This is a genomic window from Clostridium sp. FP1 (assembly GCF_011065975.2).
Taxonomy (GTDB): Bacteria; Bacillota; Clostridia; order Clostridiales; family Clostridiaceae; genus Clostridium_AD; species Clostridium_AD tagluense.
The window spans coordinates 3,454,654-3,479,859 of record NZ_JAAMNJ020000001.1; the positions used below are offsets into that span (position 1 = coordinate 3,454,654).

At 31.4% G+C, this 25,206-nt stretch carries 24 protein-coding genes; 2 read left to right on the top strand and 22 right to left on the bottom strand.

Annotated features, from left to right (window positions below; translation table 11 throughout):
• Positions 1 to 42: 42 nt before the first annotated feature.
• From G9F70_RS16905 to mraZ, 20 genes are all read right to left on the bottom strand, one after another.
• A complete protein-coding gene (locus G9F70_RS16905; RefSeq protein ID WP_164944293.1) occupies positions 43 to 645 on the bottom strand; it encodes a TraR/DksA C4-type zinc finger protein in 603 nt (200 codons plus the stop codon).
• A gap of 126 nt (positions 646 to 771) precedes the next feature.
• Positions 772 to 1,578 (bottom strand): 3-deoxy-7-phosphoheptulonate synthase, encoded by an 807-nt coding sequence (aroF, locus tag G9F70_RS16910; protein WP_164944294.1) that lies wholly within the window; start codon positions 1,576 to 1,578, stop codon positions 772 to 774.
• A gap of 11 nt (positions 1,579 to 1,589) precedes the next feature.
• Positions 1,590 to 2,282: a 5'-methylthioadenosine/adenosylhomocysteine nucleosidase gene (locus G9F70_RS16915; protein ID WP_164944295.1), complete on the bottom strand. Its 693-nt coding sequence runs from the start codon at positions 2,280 to 2,282 to the stop codon at positions 1,590 to 1,592.
• 121 nt (positions 2,283 to 2,403) lie between these two features.
• Positions 2,404 to 3,015: a DivIVA domain-containing protein gene (locus tag G9F70_RS16920; protein WP_164944296.1), complete on the bottom strand. Its 612-nt coding sequence runs from the start codon at positions 3,013 to 3,015 to the stop codon at positions 2,404 to 2,406.
• A gap of 16 nt (positions 3,016 to 3,031) precedes the next feature.
• Positions 3,032 to 3,805 carry an RNA-binding protein gene (locus tag G9F70_RS16925; protein WP_164944297.1) on the bottom strand — a complete coding sequence of 258 codons (774 nt, stop codon included), beginning with the start codon at positions 3,803 to 3,805 and terminating at the stop codon, positions 3,032 to 3,034.
• 17 nt (positions 3,806 to 3,822) lie between these two features.
• Positions 3,823 to 4,080 (bottom strand): YggT family protein, encoded by a 258-nt coding sequence (locus G9F70_RS16930; protein WP_164944298.1) that lies wholly within the window; start codon positions 4,078 to 4,080, stop codon positions 3,823 to 3,825.
• Between the two features lie 27 nt (positions 4,081 to 4,107).
• Positions 4,108 to 4,557, bottom strand: a complete 450-nt coding sequence (locus G9F70_RS16935; RefSeq protein ID WP_164944299.1) for a cell division protein SepF — start codon at positions 4,555 to 4,557, stop codon at positions 4,108 to 4,110.
• A 2-nt stretch (positions 4,558 to 4,559) separates the two neighbouring features.
• Positions 4,560 to 5,231: a YggS family pyridoxal phosphate-dependent enzyme gene (locus tag G9F70_RS16940; protein WP_164944300.1), complete on the bottom strand. Its 672-nt coding sequence runs from the start codon at positions 5,229 to 5,231 to the stop codon at positions 4,560 to 4,562.
• Between the two features lie 125 nt (positions 5,232 to 5,356).
• Positions 5,357 to 6,070, bottom strand: a complete 714-nt coding sequence (locus tag G9F70_RS16945) for a DUF881 domain-containing protein (protein WP_164944301.1) — start codon at positions 6,068 to 6,070, stop codon at positions 5,357 to 5,359.
• A 9-nt stretch (positions 6,071 to 6,079) separates the two neighbouring features.
• Positions 6,080 to 6,421, bottom strand: coding sequence for a small basic family protein (locus G9F70_RS16950; protein WP_164944302.1), 342 nt, complete (start codon positions 6,419 to 6,421; stop codon positions 6,080 to 6,082).
• Positions 6,422 to 6,431: 10 nt separating this feature from the next.
• Positions 6,432 to 7,151 (bottom strand): DUF881 domain-containing protein, encoded by a 720-nt coding sequence (locus G9F70_RS16955; protein ID WP_164944303.1) that lies wholly within the window; start codon positions 7,149 to 7,151, stop codon positions 6,432 to 6,434.
• Positions 7,152 to 7,197: 46 nt separating this feature from the next.
• Positions 7,198 to 8,004: a cell division protein FtsQ/DivIB gene (locus G9F70_RS16960; protein ID WP_164944304.1), complete on the bottom strand. Its 807-nt coding sequence runs from the start codon at positions 8,002 to 8,004 to the stop codon at positions 7,198 to 7,200.
• Positions 8,005 to 8,255: 251 nt separating this feature from the next.
• Positions 8,256 to 9,362, bottom strand: coding sequence for a stage V sporulation protein E (spoVE, locus tag G9F70_RS16965; RefSeq protein ID WP_164944305.1), 1,107 nt, complete (start codon positions 9,360 to 9,362; stop codon positions 8,256 to 8,258).
• Between the two features lie 148 nt (positions 9,363 to 9,510).
• Positions 9,511 to 10,464: a phospho-N-acetylmuramoyl-pentapeptide-transferase gene (gene mraY, locus G9F70_RS16970; protein WP_164944306.1), complete on the bottom strand. Its 954-nt coding sequence runs from the start codon at positions 10,462 to 10,464 to the stop codon at positions 9,511 to 9,513.
• Positions 10,461 to 11,912, bottom strand: a complete 1,452-nt coding sequence (locus G9F70_RS16975) for a UDP-N-acetylmuramoyl-tripeptide--D-alanyl-D-alanine ligase (RefSeq protein ID WP_164944307.1) — start codon at positions 11,910 to 11,912, stop codon at positions 10,461 to 10,463. Before G9F70_RS16975 ends, mraY begins: the two co-directional genes overlap by 4 nt.
• Positions 11,913 to 13,358 carry a UDP-N-acetylmuramoyl-L-alanyl-D-glutamate--2,6-diaminopimelate ligase gene (locus G9F70_RS16980; protein WP_164944308.1) on the bottom strand — a complete coding sequence of 482 codons (1,446 nt, stop codon included), beginning with the start codon at positions 13,356 to 13,358 and terminating at the stop codon, positions 11,913 to 11,915. It abuts the gene before it with no gap.
• 351 nt (positions 13,359 to 13,709) lie between these two features.
• On the bottom strand, positions 13,710 to 15,905 hold the full coding sequence (locus G9F70_RS16985; protein ID WP_164944309.1) for a stage V sporulation protein D: 2,196 nt from the start codon (positions 15,903 to 15,905) through the stop codon (positions 13,710 to 13,712).
• Between the two features lie 76 nt (positions 15,906 to 15,981).
• Positions 15,982 to 16,491 carry a hypothetical protein gene (locus G9F70_RS16990; protein ID WP_164944310.1) on the bottom strand — a complete coding sequence of 170 codons (510 nt, stop codon included), beginning with the start codon at positions 16,489 to 16,491 and terminating at the stop codon, positions 15,982 to 15,984.
• 27 nt (positions 16,492 to 16,518) lie between these two features.
• Entirely contained in the window at positions 16,519 to 17,451 is a 933-nt protein-coding gene (rsmH, locus tag G9F70_RS16995) for a 16S rRNA (cytosine(1402)-N(4))-methyltransferase RsmH (RefSeq protein ID WP_164944311.1), read from the bottom strand.
• A gap of 31 nt (positions 17,452 to 17,482) precedes the next feature.
• Positions 17,483 to 17,905 (bottom strand): division/cell wall cluster transcriptional repressor MraZ, encoded by a 423-nt coding sequence (mraZ, locus tag G9F70_RS17000; protein WP_164944312.1) that lies wholly within the window; start codon positions 17,903 to 17,905, stop codon positions 17,483 to 17,485.
• 309 nt (positions 17,906 to 18,214) lie between these two features.
• Between mraZ and ychF the strand changes: the two genes are divergently transcribed.
• Positions 18,215 to 19,312: a redox-regulated ATPase YchF gene (gene ychF, locus G9F70_RS17005; RefSeq protein WP_164944313.1), complete on the top strand. Its 1,098-nt coding sequence runs from the start codon at positions 18,215 to 18,217 to the stop codon at positions 19,310 to 19,312.
• 60 nt (positions 19,313 to 19,372) lie between these two features.
• Here ychF and G9F70_RS17010 read toward each other — a convergent pair whose 3' ends face one another.
• A complete protein-coding gene (locus G9F70_RS17010) occupies positions 19,373 to 21,667 on the bottom strand; it encodes an AAA family ATPase (RefSeq protein WP_164944314.1) in 2,295 nt (764 codons plus the stop codon).
• 246 nt (positions 21,668 to 21,913) lie between these two features.
• Between G9F70_RS17010 and G9F70_RS17015 the strand changes: the two genes are divergently transcribed.
• Positions 21,914 to 22,333 carry a hypothetical protein gene (locus G9F70_RS17015; protein WP_164944315.1) on the top strand — a complete coding sequence of 140 codons (420 nt, stop codon included), beginning with the start codon at positions 21,914 to 21,916 and terminating at the stop codon, positions 22,331 to 22,333.
• A 210-nt stretch (positions 22,334 to 22,543) separates the two neighbouring features.
• Here G9F70_RS17015 and G9F70_RS17020 read toward each other — a convergent pair whose 3' ends face one another.
• Positions 22,544 to 25,081, bottom strand: a complete 2,538-nt coding sequence (locus G9F70_RS17020) for a cation-translocating P-type ATPase (RefSeq protein WP_224617862.1) — start codon at positions 25,079 to 25,081, stop codon at positions 22,544 to 22,546.
• Positions 25,082 to 25,206: the final 125 nt, after the last annotated feature.

Sequence of the window (25,206 nt, forward strand, 5' to 3'; positions counted from 1 at the left end):
TTTATTCTGCCTAATTTAAAATATTGTTTGGATTTAACTTTTTTAATCTGGCAACTGATTTTTATATTGCTCATTACTTATTTTCTCTATAGGTTCAACATACCCATTGTCATTATCATCATCGTAGTAGTCAATTATGTCTTCTATTTTATTAAAGCGTTCTACTGCCATATAAATATCCTCAGCATCAATACCTGCACCAACCCTAGTACTATATCTAAAAGTTGTATCCAGTACATCTTCTTCCACTGGTCTATCATTTCGCTCTGCTGGTTTTTTATCACCAATGGCTTTTTCGCATGATACACAGTTCTCTGCGTATGGTATAAATTCTAATCTTTCCTCAATTATATCATTACCACAACTCTTACATTTCCCATAGGTATTGTTTTCTATACTCTTTAATGCATTTTGAATCTTTTTAATAATTGACATTTCATTGACCTTAAGTGCTAACCCTTTTTCTATATCAAAAATTTCTGTGGCAGTATCTGAGGGATGATTGTCATAAAATGATATTTCAGACGATATTTCACTGTTAGAATTTGCAACTCCATTTTGTTTAAGTTGATTAATGAGACTTTGAACTCGTGACTTCTCACTTATTAATCTTTTTTTAAAATATTGAATTTTTTCATCTTCCATGATAACAACTCCTCTAGTTATTAATATAGTAGTAATATCGAACTGATAAAATTCCTATAGGTTTATGTTTTCTCATGGAGTGAATTTTATTACACATATTTAAAATTATTTTAATAATTATACATCTTAGTCCCTAAACATCCCATCAAATTTCCTTACATTTTTCACTATTTGACCTACGGTATCTATTGACACTGTTTGCCTTGCGTCAGATATAGCATTGTCCGGAGTAATATGACTTTCAATCATTAATCCATCCGCACCTGCAGCTATTGAAGAAAGTGACATCCTTGCTACTAATTCACGCCTGCCCGTCCCATGGCTTGGATCAACAACTATTGGAATACGATATTTTTGTTTAATTGCAGCAACACTACTTAAATCTAGTGTATTTCTTGTGTAGGTATCAAAGGTTCTAATACCTCGCTCGCAGAGAACAACATTTTCATTGCCATTTGCCATAATATACTCTGCCGCATAGATCCACTCTGATAGTGTTGCACTCATACCTCTTTTTAATAAAATAGGTGTTTTTAATTTTCCAACCTCTTTGAGTAAACTGTAATTGTACATATTTCTAGACCCTATTTGTAACATATCAGCATACCTTAGAACTAAATCTATGTCCTTTGAATCCATAACCTCTGTTACTATTGGCATATTAAATTCATCGCCAACAATTTTAAGTGTTTTCAGTCCTTCTTCCATGAACCCTTGAAAATCATAGGGTGAAGTTCTTGGTTTAAAAGCTCCGCCCCTTAATATATGCACACCTATTTTTTTTAAACCACTTGCTATATCATGCATATTGTCATAACCTTCAACTGAGCAAGGCCCTGATATTATTACTTTTTCTTCTCCACCAATAACTATGTTTTTAACCTTTACCAATATATCTAAACCACTATTTTTATGAACTAATAACTTTTCCATATACAAGACTCCTAAATTAGTTTTAACATATTATTTAAAATTTTTGTGGAATTCTCCACAGCAATATCCTTGAATTTCTCATACTCCATATGAGCTCCATTATTTGCATTGTCTGATATTGATCTAATAACAACAAATGGGATTTCATTTAAATAGCATACTTGAGCTATACTTGCCCCTTCCATTTCACAAGCCAAACATTCAAACTCAGAATTAAGCCATTTTATTTTATCAATGTTTGCAATAAATTGATCACCTGACACAATTCTTCCCACAAAATAATTATGACCACTTATATCCTCGCAAGCCTGCCTTGCGTGATCTATTAGTTTTTTATCACATTTGAAATCAAAAGTATCCAGTCTCGGAATTTGTCCTATCCTATCACCAAATGCAGAAGTATCAATATCATGTTGTACTAAATTATTCGCTATTACAATATCTCCAGGGTATATATTTTTTTTAGTTCCTCCTGCAATACCAACATTTATAAGATAATCCACCTTAAAATCATCTATTAATATTTGAGCACAAACTGCAGCATTAACTTTTCCAATACCACTAGTAACTATTACTACATTTTTATTATGTATAGTGCCAAGACTAAATTTCATATTAGCCTTAACCTCACTTGTTTCAAGCTCCATATCTCTAAGTAAAAATTCAACCTCTTCACTCATTGCTCCAATAATACCTATATTCATTTTTTATTCCTCCTTGATCCTCTATGATGCAAATGACAAATACTTATTTGAAAGTACTTAATGTATTATATCACATTTGCGACATAAAAAATCTCACCCATTGAGTGAGATTTCTATGTTTTTAATCTTTTGCAAAAAAACTTTTTATTTCTTTCATCTCATTGTTATGAAAATCTTTTTCATCAATGTTTTTTAATGTTAATTTTGAATATTCTGAGGTTTCAGTATTTTTTTCACCCATTTTTTTATCCGCAATTTCATTACCCACATTGTAACTCTTAAAATAATCACTTTCTAAACCATCAAACATCTCAACTTGACAATTCATAAAATTCCTAAATTGCGTTCTAAACTTTGCAAATTCTTGCTTAGTTCTATCATATTCATCATTTATCTTAAGTACATCATCATGAGCTTTATCTAACATTCTTTGAGAAGAATCATTTGCACTTCTGATAATCAATTCCGACTCCTTTTGAGAAGAAGACTTTGCTTGTTCCGCAGCATTTTGAGCCAGCACCAAAGTGTTTTGAATTGTAGATTCTATTTTAACATGATGATCTAATTTTTCTTCTAAAAAACTGTTTTTTTCTCTTAGGTTTGAATTTTCTTTGTACATAATTTCATATTCTTCAGATACTTTATCTAAAAACTCATCAACTTCATCCGCATTGTATCCTCTTAAACCCTTTTTAAACTCTTTATTATTAATGTCCATGGATGTCAATCTCATTTTTTCCCCCCCTTAATTATGTATACTGCTTTATTGCAACTTTTAAACGGTCCTTTTGAGTGCTCCCTATAATCTCTGCAACCACTACTTTACCGTATCCTCTAATGGTTATGGTATCATTACACTTTATAATCTTATCTTTTTTTAAACACTGAAAATAATTCACTAATATTTTACCCGTGGATATAAGCCCCACTGAATTATTTCTTGAAACATTGCATATAGCTGATACCATGCCATCAAGGCGAAGTGAGGTAGATATAATAATTTTCTCTTGGAATTGACCCTGAGGAAGGTCCTGTGATGTATAAGGGTATTCATTAACTTCACATGGACAATTGCCTATATCATTCAAATTACTAATTATATAACTACTTATGTCACTACAGACTGGCACATAGCATATTTTATCTCTAATTATTAAGTCCCCTAATTTTTCTCTTTTAATTCCTAGTGACATTATTGCACCTAAATAATCCTTATGCTGAAGGGTTCTAAACTTCGAGTTATTATTTATTTTTAATAAGTTTATGGGATATGTTAAAGGAACGCCTTCGGATGAAAATGCTAACATCCTCCTGTCGGAATCTTCAAATATTCCATTTGCAAATGATTTTATTTTATAATTTTCACATAGGACTAAAATTTGATTCCATACAATTGGTGATAAAAAATCATTAGTAAATATGATTTTATTTGTTTTTTGCGCTATTTGCATTTTATTAAATATGTTAGAAATCAAATTTTTATCTTCATGATTTATACTATTTAAAAAATAGGTCTTATCCATTTAACTCATTCCTTAATTTAATAACTCAATAAACCAAGCACTATTGATTTTAAAATCATCAAAATAAAAAGTGCGATTATTGGTGAAAAATCTACCATTGTATTGCCAAAATATTTATCTTGAATTTTTCTACCAGGCTCAAGTAGAGGACCTGTAATCTTATGCAGCAATTCTATATATTGATTTGTACCCCTATAAACCCAAGATAAAATCACTTCGATAAATATTGCACCCTGCAGTGCATTAAATATTAATTCAAAAAATCTATAAAACAAATTTTATAACCTCCAGTATTTCTCTAATTATTTATTCCAATTAAAAATCCCTTTTGAACTTAGTTCATTTTTTAATTCGTTATCAACCTCTACATTAGAAGGCGATAATATATATACTCCTTTTTCTACTTGCTGAAGATCTCCACCTAAAGAGAAACAAGACCCTCCTATAAAATCTAGTAATCTTTGACCAGTTTTAGCTTCTAGTCCTGTAGTATTAACTACAACAATTTTTCTAGACTTCAAGTTATCACTAATTGTAGTTGCTTCATCAAAATCTTCTGGTTTAATAATAACCACTTTTGTAGATGCTGTAGTATGGATATTGACTACTTTACTTTGCTTTTTATTTGCAGTCATCAAAGATTCAATCTCCATATTATCCTCCTCTTCAGTCTCCATTTCTTCAATTTCATCCGATGCATCCTCTGCCATACCTAAAAAACCCATAACCTTGTTTATTACTTTACTTGCCATTGTTATCCCTCCAGTTTTTTATACTCTCTTCTTCCAAATATTTTCTCACCAAGCCTTATCATGTTGGATCCTGCTTGTAGTGCAATTTCAAAATCTCCACTCATACCTAAAGATAAAAATTCCATGGAAACATTTTTATATTTAAAAGTTTTTAGATTATCAAACATACTTTTCATCTCATTAAAATACATTCGACAATCCTCTACATTGCCAATTGGGATTGTAGCCATTAGGCCTTTAACTTTTATGTTGTTACACTTCTCACAAGCTTGTATTAGAGAATCAATTTCCGAAGTATCTATGCCAGTCTTAGCATCTTCTTTTCCTATATTAACTTGAATTAAAACGCTGGCAATTTCATCTTTAGCCCCGTATTGCTTTTCAATTTCCTGCAATAAGCGTATGCTATCTAAAGAATGAATAAGATGAACTTTTCCAACAATATATTTCACCTTATTCCTCTGCAGATGCCCTATAAAATGCCATTTAATGTCTTGTTCTAGGTTATCATGTTTTTCCATTAATTCTTGTGCTTTATTCTCCCCGAAATCTCTAGCTCCAGCTGCATATGCTTCTTTTATTTCATGAATCTGTCTAGTCTTAGATACACATATTAATTTTACATCTTTTGGAATTTCATTCTTTAAGTCCTTATAAGCTTCACTAATTCCCAACTCAACTTGCCTCCTTGCGGTTCTAATGGTATAACGCAATTATTAATTGTTATCTTCCATTTCTAGTTTATTTCTTCATTGAAGAGAAAAATTCCTTCATTATTTTTATATGAACTTAAATTATATTATTTTTTTTTATTTATAGCATCCATGTATAAATATTTATATTTACCTGTATATGCTAATATTTTTATATCATCTGACTTAACAATGTTAATTTTAGCTTGTCTAAACTTTAACTCTTTTATATGGGTGGACTCTAGTGTTACATAATTATATAAAACATCTTCATTTCCTATGGCATCAATGTAGAATGGGACTACTATCTTAACTCCATTTAAATCAATAGGCGCGCCATTACATAATGCATAATTATCATAGACAATTCTTTGACCATTAACAGAAATTGCTTCTGCTCCTGCACTTCTGAGGTCATTTATCACTTGCACAATATCACGGTCATGAATTAACTGTGCATTACTATACTCATTAATATCACTGATACCATCCTCTAATGTGATTTTAATCCCATTTCCTTGAACATCACTCTTTCCTAATATAATATTGTTTTCATTAACTTCATTTTGAATTTCTTCTAAAACTTTATATTTTTTTACATCGCCACTATCATATTTTTTAAGCTTTGATGTGGAATCAAAGTATTGCTGCTTTAAATTGTTTAGTTCAGAATATAATTTACTTCTCTCATTATAGGCTAAATCATATTGCTTTACATCTAAAAAATTGTGCTTCCCTTCAAATCCAATATTCATAGCTATAAGAAGTCCTATTATTATTGACGCAATAAAAACAAATATAGTAGCTTCATTATTTTTCATTTAATCACCTCACGAGTGAGATTTGGTTTTGTCTATTAAAAGTCGTCTAATAATTGCAAAGTTATCAAATATCCTTCCTCCAAATACAATAACTGCAGCCAGATAAATTGGAATTCCCAATTTATCACCTAGATAAACCATCGCTACAGCTAATGCTGAATTCCCGAAAAATCCTGACACAAAAATATCTGCTCTGAAATTATGTGAGATTGACCCTCTAAGTGCCCCAAAAACAGAATCTAAACATGCAAAAATTGCTACAGAAATATATGGAGAAAATTTAATCGGAATATCAACATTCCATACAACCCCTAATATAACACCTATTAATAACCCTACAAAAGCAACCATTTCATCACCTCTACTTCTTTTCTATTGGTTTAGCAAACTCAAATTTATATGCTTTATTATATTTAGGAATCACAACCTTGGTTGATTTTTCCATTGTTATATCGCAGGTCTGACTGAGAGTTAGTGGAATTGCTCCCGCAAAACTAATACCACCTTCTAAAATGTCCTTTTTCCCAATTGCTTTAATAGTAATTCTATTATTATAAGAAATTCTTTCATCATTTATAATAATTGCATTCCCTGCATTTCTTATCCCACTACGAGAAGTAAGTCTAATATCATTAATGGAAATTGCTTCAGCACCTGCAGCATTTAATTCATTTACTATATGTACTAAATCTGTATCATTTATAAGCTGGGCTTCAGGGTTACTACCAAAAACGTCACTTTTAGGAGTTATATATATTAACATACCCTCTCCTCCTACTTCGGTTCCTCCAGTAAGTATCCTTGTTTCTTCCAACTCTTTGTACAATAGTCCGCTTTGTTCATCTCTTCCCTTAGCAGCATTTTCATATTCCTTTGTTTTGGTATCTAATTCATCAATTTTTTTCTGCATGGCTTCTTTACTCTTTTTTAGTTGCTCATTTTCAGTTATAATTTCTGGTGTGTTCTTATTAGTATCCACTGTTAAATTTTGTTTGCTTATCATTTTAAATTGGTAAGTTATCATAAATCCTAGCAATATACATATTACGCCAATAGACATTTGGGATTTAAACTTCTTCATTGACTTCCTCCTTGCTACTCTCTGGGGATATAATTACTATTTCCTACTACTTGCTCCTAAAAATAACTGGATTACCGGCAAAACTAACATCCACATATCCCTTGGCGCTCTTATATTCAGGTTGCGAAATAATGTTTATCGCCTTATTAAATTTGTTTTTCAAATCATCCGATGTTCCAAATTTAATACACATCTCTCCAGAAAAAGCCTTTACATCTAAAACATTGCTTACATCTACCATAGTTATTTTAATGGCACTATTGGTTTTCCTATAGGTAGTAATGATATTTGTTATTTCATTTGCAATATTGATTTTTCTATCATCTTCCGATACAATTAAATCTCCGATTTCGCATTTTTCGTAATTAAATCCAACTAAATTAACTAAGTTCTTATCTTTAATATCGGATCTTTTTTCAAGCAAAATGCCTTTGTTATCTAAAATGTAATAAGCGTTGTTTACTTTTCCATAAAATACAGCTATTCTTTCCTCTACTCTTATTGTAATCTTATTTGGAAGAACTTTTTTAAATGTTACGCCTAATATATAAGGATTTTTAGTAATTCTTTTTTTACTCTCTTTAAAACTCGCATAAAAAATATTACTTCCGGGTTTAATTTGAGCAGCCTCGGTAATTTCAACTTTAGAAGCATTTGAATTTCCTAGGATTTCAATAGTTTTAATATTAAAATAAGGTAATTTAAAACATAGTGTAATTAATATGCATACCATAATTATTGATAACCACACTAAACGTTTTACTCTTTTTTTATGCTTTCTTTTAAATAATAATTTTTCTTTATTTTTTATAATATAATTCCCATTTTTAAAATTATCACTTTTCTTGTTCATTCACTTCCTCACATTCAATAATACATATTTTTTTATAGATTTGCACTTTTAAAGTGTAAACTTATAGACAGTAGATTACACCTGTGTTTAATTTATATTAATCAACTTTATAACTCACTTATCTATATATAATACCACTTAATTTAATTATTTTCATCTCAATTTGAATGTATTTTATAGTATTTTTAAAAAATTAATATTTTATGTTAGGGAGCACTATAAAAGGCATGCATTTGTGCATGCCTTACCTTTTAATTTTTGCTTGTACTTTGCCTTGACACATTTAAAAGTATTCCCATGGCAATCATATTGAAAAGAAGGGATGAACCACCATAACTTATAAAAGGCAGCGGCACACCCGTAACCGGCATTGACCCAGTAACTACTGCTATATTAATAATTGCTTGAATAGCTACAACAGATGTAATTCCAATAGCTAAAATGGTACCGTACATATCTTTAGCAGTAACTGCTATTTTAATACCACGCCATACAAGTATTACAAATAACAAAATTATAAAAGCGCATCCGATTAGGCCTAATTCTTCACCAATTATTGGAAAAATAAAATCCGTCCAGGGTTCCGGTATATACAAGCACTTTTGTCTTGATTGTCCAATCCCCGCACCAGTTACTCCACCTGATCCAAGTGCAAGCAGTGATTGAACTAGTTGGTATCCCTCACCTTGACTATCAGCAAAAGGATCTCTAAAATTCATAAGTCTTTTCAATCTATACTCTGCAGTAATTGCTAACACACCAACTGCAGCTACTAAAGAGGAACCAATAGCAAAAATGTGTACAAATCTTGCCCCTACTGCAAATAAAATAATTACAGTAACAATCATTATAACAGATGCAATACTTAAATTAGGCTCTAGCAAGATTATAGCTGCATAAAATCCCGAAACTAATAGGTATGGAACTATACCTTTAGTGAACTCTTTAACCTTTTCGCCTTTTATATCTAAGCTTTTAGCCATATATAATACTATAGCATATTTTGCAATTTCCGATGGTTGAAGACCTGCGAATCCTAATGGAATCCATCTCCTAGCACCGTTAACGGCTGGGCATGCAAGTACAACAATCAATAGTACTAATGTAATTACCATAATAATCCCAGTATATTTTTTTATAATATGATAATCAGTTTTAACTGCTATAACCATAAAAACAAAGCCAATAACCGCCCACATTAATTGCTTTTTCAGATAATATTCTGGATCATTTAATTTGAAAGCCGCCGAATATGAGCTGGCACTATACACCATTACTACTCCTATGGCCACAAGAAGCATTATGGTTGCAAATAATACAAAATCTATTTGTCCCATTTTAACCTTGGATTTTTTCATAATATATCCTCCTTAAATCATCTCCTAGGAGCTGAAATTAACGACTTCAGAAGGATATTTAGACTCCCACTGAAGTTTTATTTTTGTTGTAGTATGTAACCCCCGCTTATAGAAGTGGGAGACTTTCCTTCTGAAATGTCGTTAAACTCTAATAGGTAAAGGATAGAAATCCAACTATACATAAAATTACTGTTACAATGGAGAATACTGCAACAATTTTAGTTTCCTGCCATCCACTTAATTCAAAGTGATGATGAATTGGAGACATCTTAAATACTCTCTTACCTGTAGATTTAAATACTAAAACTTGAATAATAACTGAGAGCGCCTCTAGAACATATACACCACCTACAATAGCAACGAGTAGTGGCAATTTTAGTATCATACCCACTGCAGCTACTGCACCACCAAGTGCCAGAGAGCCCATATCTCCCATAAAAATTTGTGCTTTATAAGAATTGAATTTTAAAAATCCTAATAATGCCCCTGCAAGGGCAGCGCAAAATATTGCAAGAGTAGAATGAAACATCATATTACTAACTAATGCAAAAAATGTCATAACTACTATTGTAACCGAAGTAGAAAGGCCATCTAATCCATCTGTTAAATTAACTGCATTTGTAGTTGCTGCAAAATAAATAATAATAAAAGGCACATACCCATAACCCAAATCTACACTTTTATTTAAAAAAGGTATCATTATATCTGTTCCTATTTTAATTGAAGAGTAATATCCAACCACGCCTCCCACTATAAGTAAAAGTAGCATCTTTTGTCTTGATGTAAGTCCTTCATTTTTTTTATGTTTTATTTTTAAAACATCATCAATAAGTCCAATTAATCCAAAAGCTATAAAACAATATAATGCAATCATAGCTTCATCGCTAGTATGTCTAACAATGATTAACATTGTAATTATTGTTGAAATCATAAATATAATACCACCCATAGTAGGTGTGCCTGCTTTTTTAAGATGACTTTTAGGTCCTTCTTCCCTTATATTTTGACCAAACTTAAGTTTATGTAACATTGGAATTAATAGTGGACCTTGTATAATTGATAGAAAAAATGCAATTAGAACTGCATAAATAATTAAACTCATTTTCCAGTCACCTCTTTGGCATTTATATGCTCTAACGAATTAAGATTCGCAGGCGAATTAATATTCTCACGTGAATTAAGATTCACGAGTTCATGAGCTATACTCTCAAACTTCATATATCTTGAAGCTTTAACTAAAATAACATCATTTGGAGCGATAATTCCTTTTAGAAAAGAAATTACCTCATCATAAGTTTCAAAACACCTATATTTATTTATATCATTAAATCCTTGTTTATATGCCTCATTAAATTCCCCTAGGGTAATTAATAAATCAATATTTTTAACTTTTGCATATTCTCCAACTTGTTTATGTGCATCAAAGGCATTATCCCCAAGTTCTCTCATAGTACCTAGTATGGCAATTTTAGACTTCCCACTAACATTACAAAGTACATCCATTGCAGCTAGCATTGAATCCGGACTAGCATTATAACAGTCGTTAATTATAGTGAATTTTTCACCCTTTGTTATATCTAGACGCATAGAGGTGGCTTCTAAATTTTTAAAGCCACTAGCAATTTCATCATAGCTCATGCAAAGTACCCTTCCGCAAGCTACTGCTAGCAAGGAATTTAAGACGTTATGTCTTCCAGGTACATTAACCTCAATTGTATCTTTCGCTAAAATCCCAGCCTCTTTTACTGCAAATGTTATTTTGTGCTCAAAAATATTCAAATCACAGGCTTTAAAATCTGCCATAGAATCAATTCCTGTTTTTATAGTTTTATAGTTTGATGAATTTACGTCTTCTAATAAATCATTATCTGAATTTACAATTAAAACACTATCCTCTGTAAAAAAATCCGTTATCTCCATTTTAGCCTTTAAAATATTTTCTCTTGTTTTAAGATTTTCAAGATGAGACATTCCAATATTAGTAATAATACCAATATTAGGTTTTGAAGTCTCACATAGGTTATGAATCTCTCCAAAATCACTCATGCCCATTTCTAGCACTGCAATATCATAACTTTTATCTAACTTAAATATCATCATAGGTAATCCTATTTCGTTATTAAAATTGCCCAGGGTCTTAAAAACTTTAAATTTTTGGGACAGCACTGCTGCAACCAAATCCTTTGTAGATGTTTTGCCTGTAGAACCTGTAATTCCTACTACTTGTAAATTTAACTTACTCAAATAAAATTTTGCAAGGTCCCTTAATGCTTTTTTAGTATCTCCTACCTTAATTATAGTAGTTTTACCATTAATCTCAGTCTTTTCAAATTTCATTTCATCAATTATGCAAATTGAGGCTCCTTTTTTACTAGCCTCGCAGGTAAAATCATTAGCATTAAAATTTTCACCTTTTAATGCTATAAAAATATCCTTGTCTTTTATGGCTCTTGTATCCATGCAAACATTGTTATATAAGGTACTTTCGCCTTTAACTAATATTTCCCCACGTGTTGCACAAATTATCTCGTCTAGTGTAATATACTCCATCTAAAAACTCTCCTTTATTATATCTAAAACAATTTCTCTCTCATCAAAATGTATAGTTTTATCTTTCAAAACCTGATAGTCCTCATGGCCTTTTCCTGCAATAACAATTACATCGCCTTTCATTGCAATTTCAATTGCTCTTTTTATAGCCAAAGTTCTATCCACTATAATTTCAAAATTATCTTTTTTAATGCCGGATGCTATATCATTAATTATTTGCACCGGGTCCTCAGTTCTTGGATTATCAGAAGTTATTATTGAAATATCACAAAGCTGCGTCCCGATTTTTCCCATTATAGTTCTTTTGGTTTTATCTCTGTCTCCACCGCAACCAAAAACACATATAAGTTTACCTTTTGTAAATTCTCTCACAGTTTTTAGTATGTTTTCTAGTGCATCTGGTGTATGTGCATAATCTAAAATTATTTCAAATCCTAAGTTATGTGTATTTGCAACAAGTTCACAACGCCCAAGCACTTGTACTTTTTTTAACCCTAGTTTAATTGCAGGTATATCTATTCCCTCACTTAAACAAACTCCAATGCATCCAAGGGCGTTATGTATATTATAATTCCCGGGTATATTTAATTGGATTTCAAAAGAGCTGTCTTTATATTGTAGCGTGAAATTACTTCCCCTTGAGTTCATTTTTATATTACTAGCCCTAATATCTGCACTAGAATTTAATCCATAACTCAATTTACTACTCTTAATTAAATTATAAGCTTTATCCCCATAAGAGTCATCAATATTAATTATAGAGTTTTTACTATATTTAAATAATGTTAGTTTCGCATTGAAATAGTTTTCGAAGGTTTTATGAAAATCTAAATGATCTTGTGTTAAATTTGTGAAAATGCTTTCACAAAACTCTATTCCATATACCCTTTCTAAAGTCAAAGAATGAGAAGACACCTCCATAACACAATAATCCACACGTGACTCCACCATTTTTTTGAAAAGCTCATGTAACTCTAGTGATTCTGGAGTAGTTCGCTCAGTATGAATTTTCTCGTCACCAATAAAATTTGCTATAGTTCCAATTAGTCCAACTTTATACCCTTGCTCCTCTAAAATAGCTTTAATCATAAATGCTGAAGTTGTTTTTCCATTAGTACCTGTGATTCCTATGATTTTCATCTTACTACTAGGTTTCTCATAGTAATTTGATGCACCTAGGGCTAATGCCTTTCTGCTATCTCCTACTTTAATTACGCTGCAATTTGATTGCTTTTCTATATTCTTCTCACATACAATAGCAACAGCTCCATTGTTAATTGCATTTTGTATATATTCATGTCCATCAACTTTATACCCTTGTATACAGAAAAATAAATCTCCACTTTTTATTTTTCTTGAATCATATTGAATTTCGTTTATATCTATATCCATATTCCCACAAATTAAATCCAAATTAATATTCTCCATAATTTTTTTAAGTTTCATATTACCACTCCCTTAAATGTGTGTTTACACATAAATGTGTGTTTACACATAAATGTGTGTTTACACATAAATGTGTGTTTACACATAAATGTGTGTTTACACATATAGCATGCTTACAAAAAATACTTTTCTTATTATTACTAACCTTTTTTGAAAATAGTATACATCTAAAGTATATTTCATAAAAAGATTACTATAACTCGCAACATGGCAATCAGTCAATTTAGAAATTCTGAGTGCCACCTTTTTTTATCATCTTTATGTTACACGAAAATAAATAACAAGTCAAAGTTCTCCATACTGACTTGTTATTTATTTTCTTGCTTCTTATATATTATACAGCATACTTAGCTAGTCAGCCATAAGATCTAAATGTACTGTAATGGTAGTTCCCTTTTTCACTTCAGAGCCCTCCATGCTTTGTTCTGATACTATTCCATCTCCAATAAATTCAACTTTTAGCCCAAGACTATTTAACATTTCACTAGCTTTTTCTGGGCTACTCCCTTTGATATTTGGAACTATTACTGTATTACTATACTGTAATTTTGTATCCGTGTGTAGAATGATTTCAGTTCCTTCTTTAACTGTATATCCAGGTTTTGGAGTCATATCTGTAATAACTTCTCCCTCTGTTGTTAATTTTAGCTTTAAACTATTTTCTTTTAATATTTTCTCGGCCTCGGCTTTTTTAAGACCTCTTACCTCAGGCACAATAATATCCCTAAGTAAACTTTTGGAAGTTTCCTCAATAGAAGCATCGGATTTTAGTGATAAGTAATTAAATATATCATTAAAAGCTTGTTTTGCAACTACTGTTGCAATCTGCCCACCATAATAGTTGGATGGGTCCGGTTCATCGATTGAAACCAAAAGTGTTACTTGCGGGTCACTGGCAGGTGCCATTCCAGCAAAGGAGGCAACATATTTTCCTGGTGCATAACCTACCCCTGTGGAATTAATCTTTTGAGCAGTTCCTGTCTTCCCAGCAATATGGTATCCTGCAATATACGCCTTCTTACCGCCACCATTTTCTATAACCTGTTCTAGGTAACTGCGTAGTTGCTTTGCCACTGCCTCATCTATTATTTTTCTTTCATTAAAATTAGAATATGCTTGTATAATTTTTTTATTCTTTAAATCATCATAAGCTGCTATCTCTTTCATAACATGAGGAGTTATAAGTTTCCCCCCATTTGCAATAGCATTAAAGGCTGTTAAATACTGGACACAAGACAGTGTATTACCTTGACCAAAGGATGTTACTGCTAAGTCAAGAGGAGTCATATCTTTAGTCTTTCTAATTATTCCTAGCGCTTCTCCATTTAAATCAATAGCAGTTTTTTTGCCAAATCCAAACAAGTAAATGTACTTATTTAGTTTTTCTGGCCCCAGTCGTTTGCCTAGTTCCATAAATCCAACATTGCAAGAGTTTTTTAAAATATCTACAAAACTTTGAGACCCATGTCCTGTGGTTTTCCAACACTTTACCACTTTACCGTTAACTACATTACTACCATTGCATACAAATCTATCAGTATCATTAACTACCTTCTCCTCCATGGCCGCTGTAGCTGTAACTACTTTAAAAATAGATCCTGGCTCAAAGGTATCACTTACTGCTCTATTTCTCCAAGCCTTTTGATTTTCATCAAAATTTTTAGTAAGATCCCAAGGGTCATTTGGATTATAGTCTGGTTTATTGACCATGCCCAATATTTCTCCATTTTTAGGATTCATTGCAATTATAGTAACAGCATTTGCCTTATTATCAACCATAGCCTGCGTCGCTGCTTTTTCACAAAAATATTGAATCATCTCATCAATAGTAAGCATTACATCTTTACCATTTACTGGTTTTGTATAATCTGATATTTTATAGGGCAAATTCTCACTTTTTTGATCAGTTTCAGAAAGATTTATCCCAGGTATGCCAGATAGATATTTATCGTAATACAGTTCAACACCTGTTAATCCATTACCATCAGAGTTAGTATGTCCTAGAACGTTTGCTAATAAATTATTATTGGGATAGTATCTTTTTGTATCTCCAGTAATTACAATTCCTCGGAGCTTTTTACTGGCCGAAAAATCAACAATTTTATCGGCTATATCCTTATCTATCCTTCTCTTCAAAATAGCTGATCCAACAGATTTCCCCTTTGAATTTTTCCGAGTTAAAATAGATAAAACATCCTTAGATTCCATTCCAAGTATTTTAGCCAATTCTGGTGCAATACCCTCCATAGTTAATTTGTTTTTCTTTGTAGTATCTCTTAATGAATTAAGATCTAAGTCTACTCTAAAAACATTTGCACTTATAGCTAATTCATTTTCATTTCTGTCTAAAATTCGTCCTCGTTGTGGTGCAATACGAACGTCACTTGTCCACTGCAATATAGCTCTTTCTTTGTAATCCTTTCCCTTAACTATCATTACGTAGCTTAACCTACTAACTAATAGCAAAAACAAAAGAAAAAGTATGAAAAAGACAACCAACATTCTACGCTTAACTAATACCTTGTCCCTATACTCTCCTTTTGGCAATGTGGTTCCTCCTTACTAATATCTGCGAAATACTAATATCTGTGAAAATAAAAATGCAAAAATAATAATTGCTACCCTAAAATATGAAATTTTTTATTTTATTTACTATTTCGTTACTTACTTTAACTTCTGGTTTTTTCTCTGCTACTAAATTGTTTTTGCTCAAATTGCAGTATTGTACATCGCTAATCCGTGGTTTGACCATATGAAGTTTCTCTGTAGCTGTTTTCTCAATATAACTTATATTCCTAAACTTAATTAGTTGTACCTTATAAGCATCATTTTCTCTACTTAATGTTTCTATTTGAGATTTGGCTTTAGAGGTTGTATCTTGATAATTATAAATCATACAATACCTAGCAATAATAACAACTCCGATAACAAAACCTAAAAGAATATTTGTAAGAATATTTTTTTTATTTTTTATATCCTTTAGTCTTTTACTTTGGTTTGTCTGTTGCCTTGATTTTTCTAAATCCTCATACTCTTTTTTTCGTGTCTCCTCATATTTTCGTTTTCCAGTCTCATGATCTGGTGATAATACAGTATTCCCATCCATTCTAAACTTGTTTTTTTCTACTATCACTTTATTCACCCCATCTCTAAATTAGAACTAATTTTTTTGGGCCACTCTTAGTTTTGCACTTCTGCTTCTTTTGTTAATTTCTAATTCTTCCTCAGTTGCAACTATAGGTTTTCTGCTTATAAGTTTCACAATTGGTGTTTTACCACACACACACATAGGCAACTCTTTTGGGCATTTACAAGGATCTTGCAAGCTTTTAAATTCATTTTTAATAATTCTATCTTCAAGTGATTGAAATGTAATAACTGCCATTCTTCCACCGTGATTTAGTCTCTGTACTCCATCTTGTATTGCCTTACTTAATATTTTTAATTCCCCATTAACCTCAATTCTTATGCCCTGAAATGTTCTCTTAGCCGGATGTCCACCTTCTCTCTTATACTTGGCTGGAATAGCTGCATCTATAACATTCACTAGTTCCAAAGTAGTCTCAATAGATTTTTCGGCTCTTCTATCTATTATAAAATTAGCTATTCTTTTTGAAAATTTTTCTTCTCCATAATTTCTTAAAACCTCTCCTATTTCTTCCTCGCTGTAATTATTCACCACATCATAGGCTGTTAAACCTTGGCTTCTATCCATTCTCATATCAAGCCTTGCATCTTTCATGTAGCTAAATCCACGTTCTGCACTATCTAATTGAAAGGAAGATACACCTAAGTCCATGAGAATACCATCCACTTTTTTTATTTCCAATTTTTCGAGTATTTCTTCAATATTGTAAAAATTATTATGCACATATGTAACATTATTATATTCTTTAAGATTTTCCGCGGCTGCCCTTAATGCATCCTCATCTTGATCAATTCCAATTAATCTTCCCTGGGGCGATAATCTTTTTAAAATTTCTATGGAATGCCCCCCACCACCTAATGTACAATCAACATAAATTCCATCCTCTTTAATATCCAGTGCGTCAAGGCACTCATTTAATAAAACTGGCAAATGCTTAAATTCCATAATTTATCTCCTTTTTTATACCTATTTTAATTTATAATTCCATCATTTTTTCTGCTATCTCATCAAAATTCATATCTGAGTCATTATATTCATCCCACTTACTTTTAGCCCATATTTCTATCCTAGTTGATACTCCTATACTTACTATTTCCTTTTGCAATCCAGCATATTCACATAAATTTTGTGGTATTAAAGCTCTTCCTTGCTTATCGATTGTTATTTCATTAGCACCCGAGAAGAAAAATCTCACAAAAGCTCTTGCATCCTTGCTGGTTAATGGAAGTTTCTTTAACTTTTCTTCCATTATTGTCCATTCTGGCAATGTATAAATGTATAAACACCCATCTAGACCCTTGGTTAAAATGAATTCATTTCCTAATCCCTCTCTAAATTTAGTGGGAATAATTATTCTGTTTTTAGCATCAATGGCATGTTGATATTCACCAATAAACATTTTATTCCCCCAGCTTATAAATTTGACCCACTTTAACCCACTTTAATCCATTCTAAACCACTTTTTATTATTATTCTATAGAAAAGCGAAAATTCCTTCTTATTTTAAGGAGTTATTATCAATTTTTAATATTAATTAAAATTATTTTTTGTTTTACTAGAATATATTTACTTAAAATACAATATTAATCTCCTATAGGTTTTAGTTGAAAACCTACACCTGGATTTACTTTCTTGATATGCAAACAAATCTAGAGTATAATTAATAAGGTGTTAATAATTTAAAAGTAAGAAAGGAATGTACATATATATGAAGCTAGGAATTGTAGGTTTACCAAATGTAGGGAAGAGCACATTATTTAATGCAATAACAAAAGCAGGAGCAGAATCTGCTAATTACCCATTTTGTACTATAGAACCAAATGTAGGAGTTGTTAGTGTTCGTGACAAAAGACTAGATGTGCTAAAAGCTCTTTATAATAGTAAGAAGGTAATTCATACTGCAATTGAATTTTATGATATAGCAGGTCTTGTAAAAGGAGCCAGCAAAGGAGAAGGTCTAGGTAATAAGTTTTTATCTCACATCAGAGAAGTAGAATCTATAGTTCATGTGGTAAGATGTTTTAAAGATGACAATATCATTCACGTAGATGGAAGCGTTGACCCACTACGTGATATAGATACTATTAATTTAGAACTTATTTTTTCTGATCTTGACGTACTGGAGCGAAGAATGGAAAAGTCAGTAAAACTAGTTCGTTCTGGTGACAAAACAGCAAAAACAGAATATGAACTTATGGAAAGAGTAAAAAACCACCTTGAAGCAAACCTTCCAGTAAGAACACTTACATTTACTGAGGAAGAATCTATTTTTGTAAACAGCCTTTTCCTAATTACTTCAAAACCAGTATTATATGCAGCAAACATTAGTGAAGATGATTTAGTGTCCGGTAATCTAGATAATGATTTGGTTAAAAAAGTTAAAGAATTTGCTAGTAATGAGAATTCAGAAGTAATTATAGTTTGCGCAAGGCTTGAAGAAGAACTTTCCACTCTAGAGGATGATGAAAAAATAGAACTTCTAAATGAATATGGTCTTGATGAATCAGGACTAGATAAGCTTATTCACGCAAGTTATAAGTTACTCGGGTTAATGAGCTATCTAACTGCAGGTCCTCAAGAAATAAGAGCATGGACTATAAACAATGGAACTAAAGCTCCTGCGGCAGCTGGAAAAATCCATTCAGATATTGAAAGAGGATTTATAAGAGCAGAAATAGTTTCCTTTGACAAATTAGTTGAATGTGGCTCTGAAGCCGCTGCTAAGGAAAAAGGACTATTTAGACTTGAAGGAAAAGAATATATTATGCAAGATGGCGATGTAGTTAATTTCAGATTTAACGTATAAAAAAACAGGACTTGTATATTTAAAATATATCAGTCCTGTTTTTTTAATAGCATTAAATCATCATCTTTTGCTATTATATTTTTTTAATTCTTTGTTTATAGCTATCATTATGCTTTGGACATCCGTATCAGAAGTTCCCATTAGAACCTCCATAGCATCTTCTATAGAGGTCATAGTATATATGTGAAAGTTTCCATTCTTAATTTCTCTCTCAACTTCTGCACTTAAAACCAAATCATCTGCATTAGACATTGGTATCATTACGCCTTTGCCCACTATTGTATCTATTGCCTTGCAAACTCCAAAAAAACCCTCTATTTTATCGTTTACTCCACCTATAGGTTGAACATCCCCAAATTGATTTACAGAGCCTGTGACTGCAATATTTTGTTTTACAGGTATCTTACTTAGGGCTGATAGCATACATACTATTTCTGCCACAGACGCACTATCTCCATCCACTTTCCCGTAAATTTGTTCAAAACTTAGGTGAAAGTCCACTGGTAATTTAGTGAGTCCCCCATTAATAGCACTTATATATCCCTTTAGAATATTAATGGATTTACTATGGATATTTCCACTAAGATTACTATCCTTTTGAACGTCTACAATATTTCCTTCTCCCTTATAGCAACGGCATGTAATCTTTATTGGTTTACCAAAACTTAAATATCCAGTATCAATTACCGATAATCCATTCACTTGTCCGATTCTACTATTTTTAACGTCAATGAGCATTTTCTTTTCAGTATAGTTATTTAAAATCTCCTTTTCCATAATGTCTTGCCTGTATGCTATGTGGATTATATCTTCTGCACTAATTTCTTGCCTATTTTCTTCGCACACCCTATTGTTTGATAATGTTATTAGCTTACTTATTTCATATTTATCATAGTATATTTTTTTCCTACTCTGAGCCTTTCGAGATAAGACCTTTGCCACTTCTCTTACCGCTCCACTCGTAAGAATTTTAAAATTATTTTCACTACAAATATTATTTATTTCAAATATTAAAGAGCTCTTTAAATCATTATCTATATCCTGAAGCGGACTACATTCTGCTTTTATAGTGAAAATTTTTCTAAAGTCTTCATCATAATTATAGAGCAAGTCGTAAGTTTCATAATCCCCAATAAGAATTACCTTTTCTTTAATTGGTATGGGCTCTGGTTTTATTGTACTTAATGAGACCATGTCATAATAACTTCTGTTGTAAGTCACATCCACTTTCTCTGCTTGCAATGACTTTTTTAAATAATAGTAGGCTGAAGGATTACTTAACAATGTGTTTGCTCTAATCACCAAACACCCTTCATTTGCTTTTAACATACTACCACTTTTTATAAGTTCTATATTCGTAGAATAAGCCCCATTATGATTTTCATATTCTATATTTCCAAGTAAGTTTGTTAAATTAGGATCTTGTTCAAATATTACTGGTGGAACGAACTTCTTACTATTATCTACCATTACATTTACAGCATATTTAAATATAATTTCATTTATTTTTTCCTCATCCTCATCAAAGCTTAGTGAATAATTATCTATAAGTTTTTTTTCAATGTTACTTTCTACCATATGAAAATAATTTTGAACAACTTCATCTTCAATGAATCTATTTTCATATTCTTTTTTTAAATCATTCATTTCATTTTTATAATATGCTTCCATTATTTGTTTTAGTTTATCTATATCCCTTGCTTCAATATCTTTTAACTCCTCTAATGTTTCCCTAGCTTTATCTTTTAAAATACGCACTGTCTCTAAAATTCCTTCTTTTTTTTCACTATCTAATATATCATATTCATTTTCAGTCATTTCTTTCCCGCTACTTAAAGGAATGAATGTAAATCCATTATTAGCAGATTTTATATCGAAGCCTTTATCTTTAGCTGCATCTATTAGTTTAGAAATTAGTTCATTTCTTTTCTTTTGAATATTTTCCTGAATTTCTTCCTTTTCTTTATCTGTAGAATTGTTATAAAACTTAAACGTGCACTCTAAATACTCATTCTGCAGATCCTCAAGAGTGTCTTTTAGCCTATTAGCACCCCCATTACTTACAGAAATCGCTTTAGGAAATTTTTCATCTTCATATAATACATAACAAATATCTTTTGGTTTTGGCTTATTTTCGAAAATTTTATTTACATATTTCATAATATCTTTAAGAGCCTCTTTTGAAAAATCGTCTATTAAATAAACATTAAAGCCCTCTTTATCTATACTCAGAGCAGTTTTAATATCTTCTATTACATCAAAATACTGTGGCAATGAATCTAATGGTTCGCGTGTGCTCATATCTTCAATATCAAATTCATAAATAATGTCCTTTGGAGTTAATTCCCTGTTCATATTCCTCCTCCTTTCAATCCTTTATTATATTAATATTCTTAATTTACTAATTTAGGAACAAATATTATCATTAAGAAATAATAATATTTTTTACAATTATGCGTTTACATTTTTTTCCAAGAAAATTTGAATCATGAAATTAAAAATAGACTTTTATTAATACTTGAGTTAAATTACAACATAAGATATAATAAGTTATTGACTTTTTATATTTTTTATAATTTCTATTGTAAAGGAGTAATACTGATGGGATTTAAAGACAAATTGACTAATAGCTATACACAGGCTTATTTAAAAAGATATGGTGATAGACTTACTCAAGCTCAAGGTAGAGTTCTATCTGTCAAAGTAGAGGAAAAAAGTTACTTTAAAATATTTTATAAATTAATTGTAACCATCTTAGTAAAGGCAGACGGAAGTAAATCTATTGCTAAGTGCGTATTTAAGAAAAAACGTTGGTTTAAAAAAATCAACTTTATTTCTGTGCTTCAAGGTCATTCTGTTATAATTCAAGGAATGAAGGGTAAAAAAGGAAAAGAGCACAGAGAGCAGATTCAAATTGTAAATATTAGAAATATGACTACAAAGAAGGATCTAGTTCCAACAAAAGGGAATACTCCTGCTCCAAAAGTTCAAAGGGCAAGATCTGATAAACGTTTTAAATAAAGTTAAAAAAGTATATATTACTACTAATGCGTTCATTTCGCTAAGAACTACTAATTTTATTTTTAATTAATCTGCTAAAAAACATAAACTCGCATTCGCTCAAACATATGTTTTTCTTAACGCACCTTAATTAAAAATAAAATAAGAAGTTCTAAAGCTTATTCAAACGCATTATACGTAATATATACTTTTTTTTATGCGTAAAAACATTTAATGATTGTGAATTAAATATAAGTACAAGCTATTTATAAAAGAAATAATACCAGAGAAAAACAGGATAATTAACCATTGACCAAGCTGGAGTGGTATTGTATGAAATACCCTTTGAAGTGCTGGTACGTAAACTATGCTAAGTAGCATAAATACGGATATTCCTACAGCACCTATCAGGTATAAATTAGTAAATGGATTGATTTCAAATAAAGATAGCTTTTCTGACCTACATTCAAACACATGTATAAGTTGCGATAAAACTAGAGTTCCAAGAGCCAGTGTTCTACATGCCTCAAGGCTCATACCATAATATTTACCACCAATAAAAGATAATATTGTACATACACCAATGAGACATCCCCGGATTACAATCTTTTCTGTAAGTCCTCTTGAAAATACACTTTCATTCTTTTCTCTTGGCTTTTCAAACATAATATCACCGTCAGCAGGATCAACTCCAAGAGCAATAGCAGGAAGTCCATCTGTAACTAAATTTACAAATAAAATTTGTATTGGAAGCAGTGGATTTTCTAAATAGAATAGAGAAGCCAAAAACATAGTAAGTACTTCCCCTAAATTACAGGACAATAAATACCTAATAAATTTTCTTATATTATTATATATTACACGCCCCTCTTCTACTGCTGCAACAATGGTTGCAAAATTATCATCTAAAAGAATCATTGAGGCTGCCTCTTTAGTTACATCTGTTCCAGATATCCCCATAGCTATGCCGATATCTGCTTCTTTTATGGCTGGAGCATCATTTACACCATCTCCTGTCATGGCAACAATTCCGTTACTAAGTTTAAATGCTTTTACAATTCTTAACTTATGTTTTGGGCTTACTCTTGCGAATATTTTATAATTATTTATATTTTTTTCTAATTGCTTATCGTTTAATAGGTCAAGTTCATCTCCAGTTATAACCTCACTAGGCTCACTACAAATATCTAACTCTTTACCAATAGCATAAGCTGTGTTTTTGTGGTCTCCTGTTATCATTACAGGTTTTATACCTGCAACCTTGCATTTTAAAACTGCCTCCTTTACTTCAGTCCGAGGAGGATCAATTATACCTACAACACCTATAAAAATTAAATTAGACTCTAGATTATCGTTTTTCACAATACCCGCCACCTTATAGGCAGATGCAATGCATCTTAGTGCCTTATAAGACATAGAATCTATAGCCCTGAGTAGTGCATTTTTATAGCTCGGAAGCATCGGCTGCACGTTTCCATCTATCAATATATAATTGCATTTTTCTACAACTCTTTCTGGAGCACCCTTTACATAGCAAACTTCTCTATCACATTCTTTTACAATGACAGACATAATTTTTCTTGTTGAGTTAAAAGGTATTTCATATACACGTCTTGATTTTTTTAAAAATTCTTGTAACTCCTTAGAACTTCCAAAAAAACCTTTAATTAATGCGGTCTCAGTAGGATCACCAAAGAGGCACTTTTCTAGATTTTTTCCATTGAAATCATAATTACAATCATTACAGTATGTATATGCACTTTTCATAATTAGATTTAATGGAATTTTGTCTGTATCAACATTGTAAATCTGGCCATTAAAATACAATGCTTTTACTGTCATATTATTTTCAGTTAGAGTTCCTGTTTTATCTGTGCATATTACAGAAGTACAACCTAGTGTTTCAACCGCTGGCAGTTTTCTAACTAGTGCTTTTCTTTTAAGCATTCTAGATACTCCAAGGGCCAAAGCTACCGTAACAATAGCAGTTAAGCCTTCTGGTATTGCAGCTACTGCTAGACTTACCCCAAGTAGGAACATTGCGTACTTATCTTGCCCACGCCAAATACCCATAAATGTTACAACGGCACAAATTATTATACAAAGTGCAACTAATATTTTCCCAAGATGATCCAGCCTTTCTTTCAATGGAGATTTCTCATTCTCAATATTATGAAGCATATTTGCTATTTTTCCCATTTCTGTGCTCATTCCTGTTGCCACAACTTTTGCTTTAGCTTTTCCTGTAAGCAATATTGTTCCCATATAAATGTTATTATCACCAGAACTTACACTTTTGTGTGCTCCTGCTGACTCCCCAGTAAGTAGTGACTCATCTAGCATTGCATTACTATCCTCAGTCAAAATACAATCCGCTGGTACTCTATCTCCACTTTCTAAAATCACTAAATCACCAGGAACTAAATATATGGCATTTATGACTAGTATCCCTCCATTTCTAAGTACTTTAGCAGTTGGTGCTGCTAGCTGACTTAAAGCCTCAAGAGACCTCTCAGTTCTATACTCTTGAATAAAACCTAGTATTCCATTCATTATAACTATAATAAATATAGTTATTGCATCTGCTTTTTCACCCATGATTCCTGAAATCAATGTTGCAACAATTAGTATCCAAGTAATAAAATCATTGAATTGCGAAAAAAATATTGAAACAGGAGATATCTTTTTTTTATTTTCTAATTTGTTAAATCCATATCGCTTTAATCTATTTTCAACCTCTTCTGTGCTTAGCCCCTTTGATGTGCTTATACTATCATAAACAGATCCATCCTTATTTTTATCCTTTGCACTATCCTTTGACAATTGTTCGTTAATCACTTCCATGCCCCCTTATACTTCTCCCACCTATATACCATTTACTAATTTTGTTACCT

Excerpts from the sequence above, each read along its gene's own strand:
- G9F70_RS16950 (WP_164944302.1), bottom strand. The coding sequence starts at position 6,421 with ATGGTTGCTTTTGTAGGGTTATTAATAGGTGTTATATTAGGGGTTGTA.
- G9F70_RS17015 (WP_164944315.1), top strand. The coding sequence starts at position 21,914 with ATGGGATTTAAAGACAAATTGACTAATAGCTATACACAGGCTTATTTA.
- G9F70_RS16980 (WP_164944308.1), bottom strand. The coding sequence starts at position 13,358 with ATGAAACTTAAAAAAATTATGGAGAATATTAATTTGGATTTAATTTGT.
- G9F70_RS16935 (WP_164944299.1), bottom strand. The coding sequence starts at position 4,557 with ATGGCAAGTAAAGTAATAAACAAGGTTATGGGTTTTTTAGGTATGGCA.
- G9F70_RS16960 (WP_164944304.1), bottom strand. The coding sequence starts at position 8,004 with ATGAACAAGAAAAGTGATAATTTTAAAAATGGGAATTATATTATAAAA.
- rsmH (WP_164944311.1), bottom strand. The coding sequence starts at position 17,451 with ATGGAATTTAAGCATTTGCCAGTTTTATTAAATGAGTGCCTTGACGCA.
- G9F70_RS17010 (WP_164944314.1), bottom strand. The coding sequence starts at position 21,667 with ATGAACAGGGAATTAACTCCAAAGGACATTATTTATGAATTTGATATT.
- spoVE (WP_164944305.1), bottom strand. The coding sequence starts at position 9,362 with ATGAAAAAATCCAAGGTTAAAATGGGACAAATAGATTTTGTATTATTT.
- G9F70_RS16920 (WP_164944296.1), bottom strand. The coding sequence starts at position 3,015 with ATGAGATTGACATCCATGGACATTAATAATAAAGAGTTTAAAAAGGGT.
- G9F70_RS16925 (WP_164944297.1), bottom strand. The coding sequence starts at position 3,805 with ATGGATAAGACCTATTTTTTAAATAGTATAAATCATGAAGATAAAAAT.
- G9F70_RS16945 (WP_164944301.1), bottom strand. The coding sequence starts at position 6,070 with ATGAAAAATAATGAAGCTACTATATTTGTTTTTATTGCGTCAATAATA.
- G9F70_RS16975 (WP_164944307.1), bottom strand. The coding sequence starts at position 11,912 with ATGGAGTATATTACACTAGACGAGATAATTTGTGCAACACGTGGGGAA.
- G9F70_RS16915 (WP_164944295.1), bottom strand. The coding sequence starts at position 2,282 with ATGAATATAGGTATTATTGGAGCAATGAGTGAAGAGGTTGAATTTTTA.
- ychF (WP_164944313.1), top strand. The coding sequence starts at position 18,215 with ATGAAGCTAGGAATTGTAGGTTTACCAAATGTAGGGAAGAGCACATTA.
- aroF (WP_164944294.1), bottom strand. The coding sequence starts at position 1,578 with ATGGAAAAGTTATTAGTTCATAAAAATAGTGGTTTAGATATATTGGTA.
- G9F70_RS16955 (WP_164944303.1), bottom strand. The coding sequence starts at position 7,151 with ATGAAGAAGTTTAAATCCCAAATGTCTATTGGCGTAATATGTATATTG.
- G9F70_RS16905 (WP_164944293.1), bottom strand. The coding sequence starts at position 645 with ATGGAAGATGAAAAAATTCAATATTTTAAAAAAAGATTAATAAGTGAG.
- mraZ (WP_164944312.1), bottom strand. The coding sequence starts at position 17,905 with ATGTTTATTGGTGAATATCAACATGCCATTGATGCTAAAAACAGAATA.
- mraY (WP_164944306.1), bottom strand. The coding sequence starts at position 10,464 with ATGAGTTTAATTATTTATGCAGTTCTAATTGCATTTTTTCTATCAATT.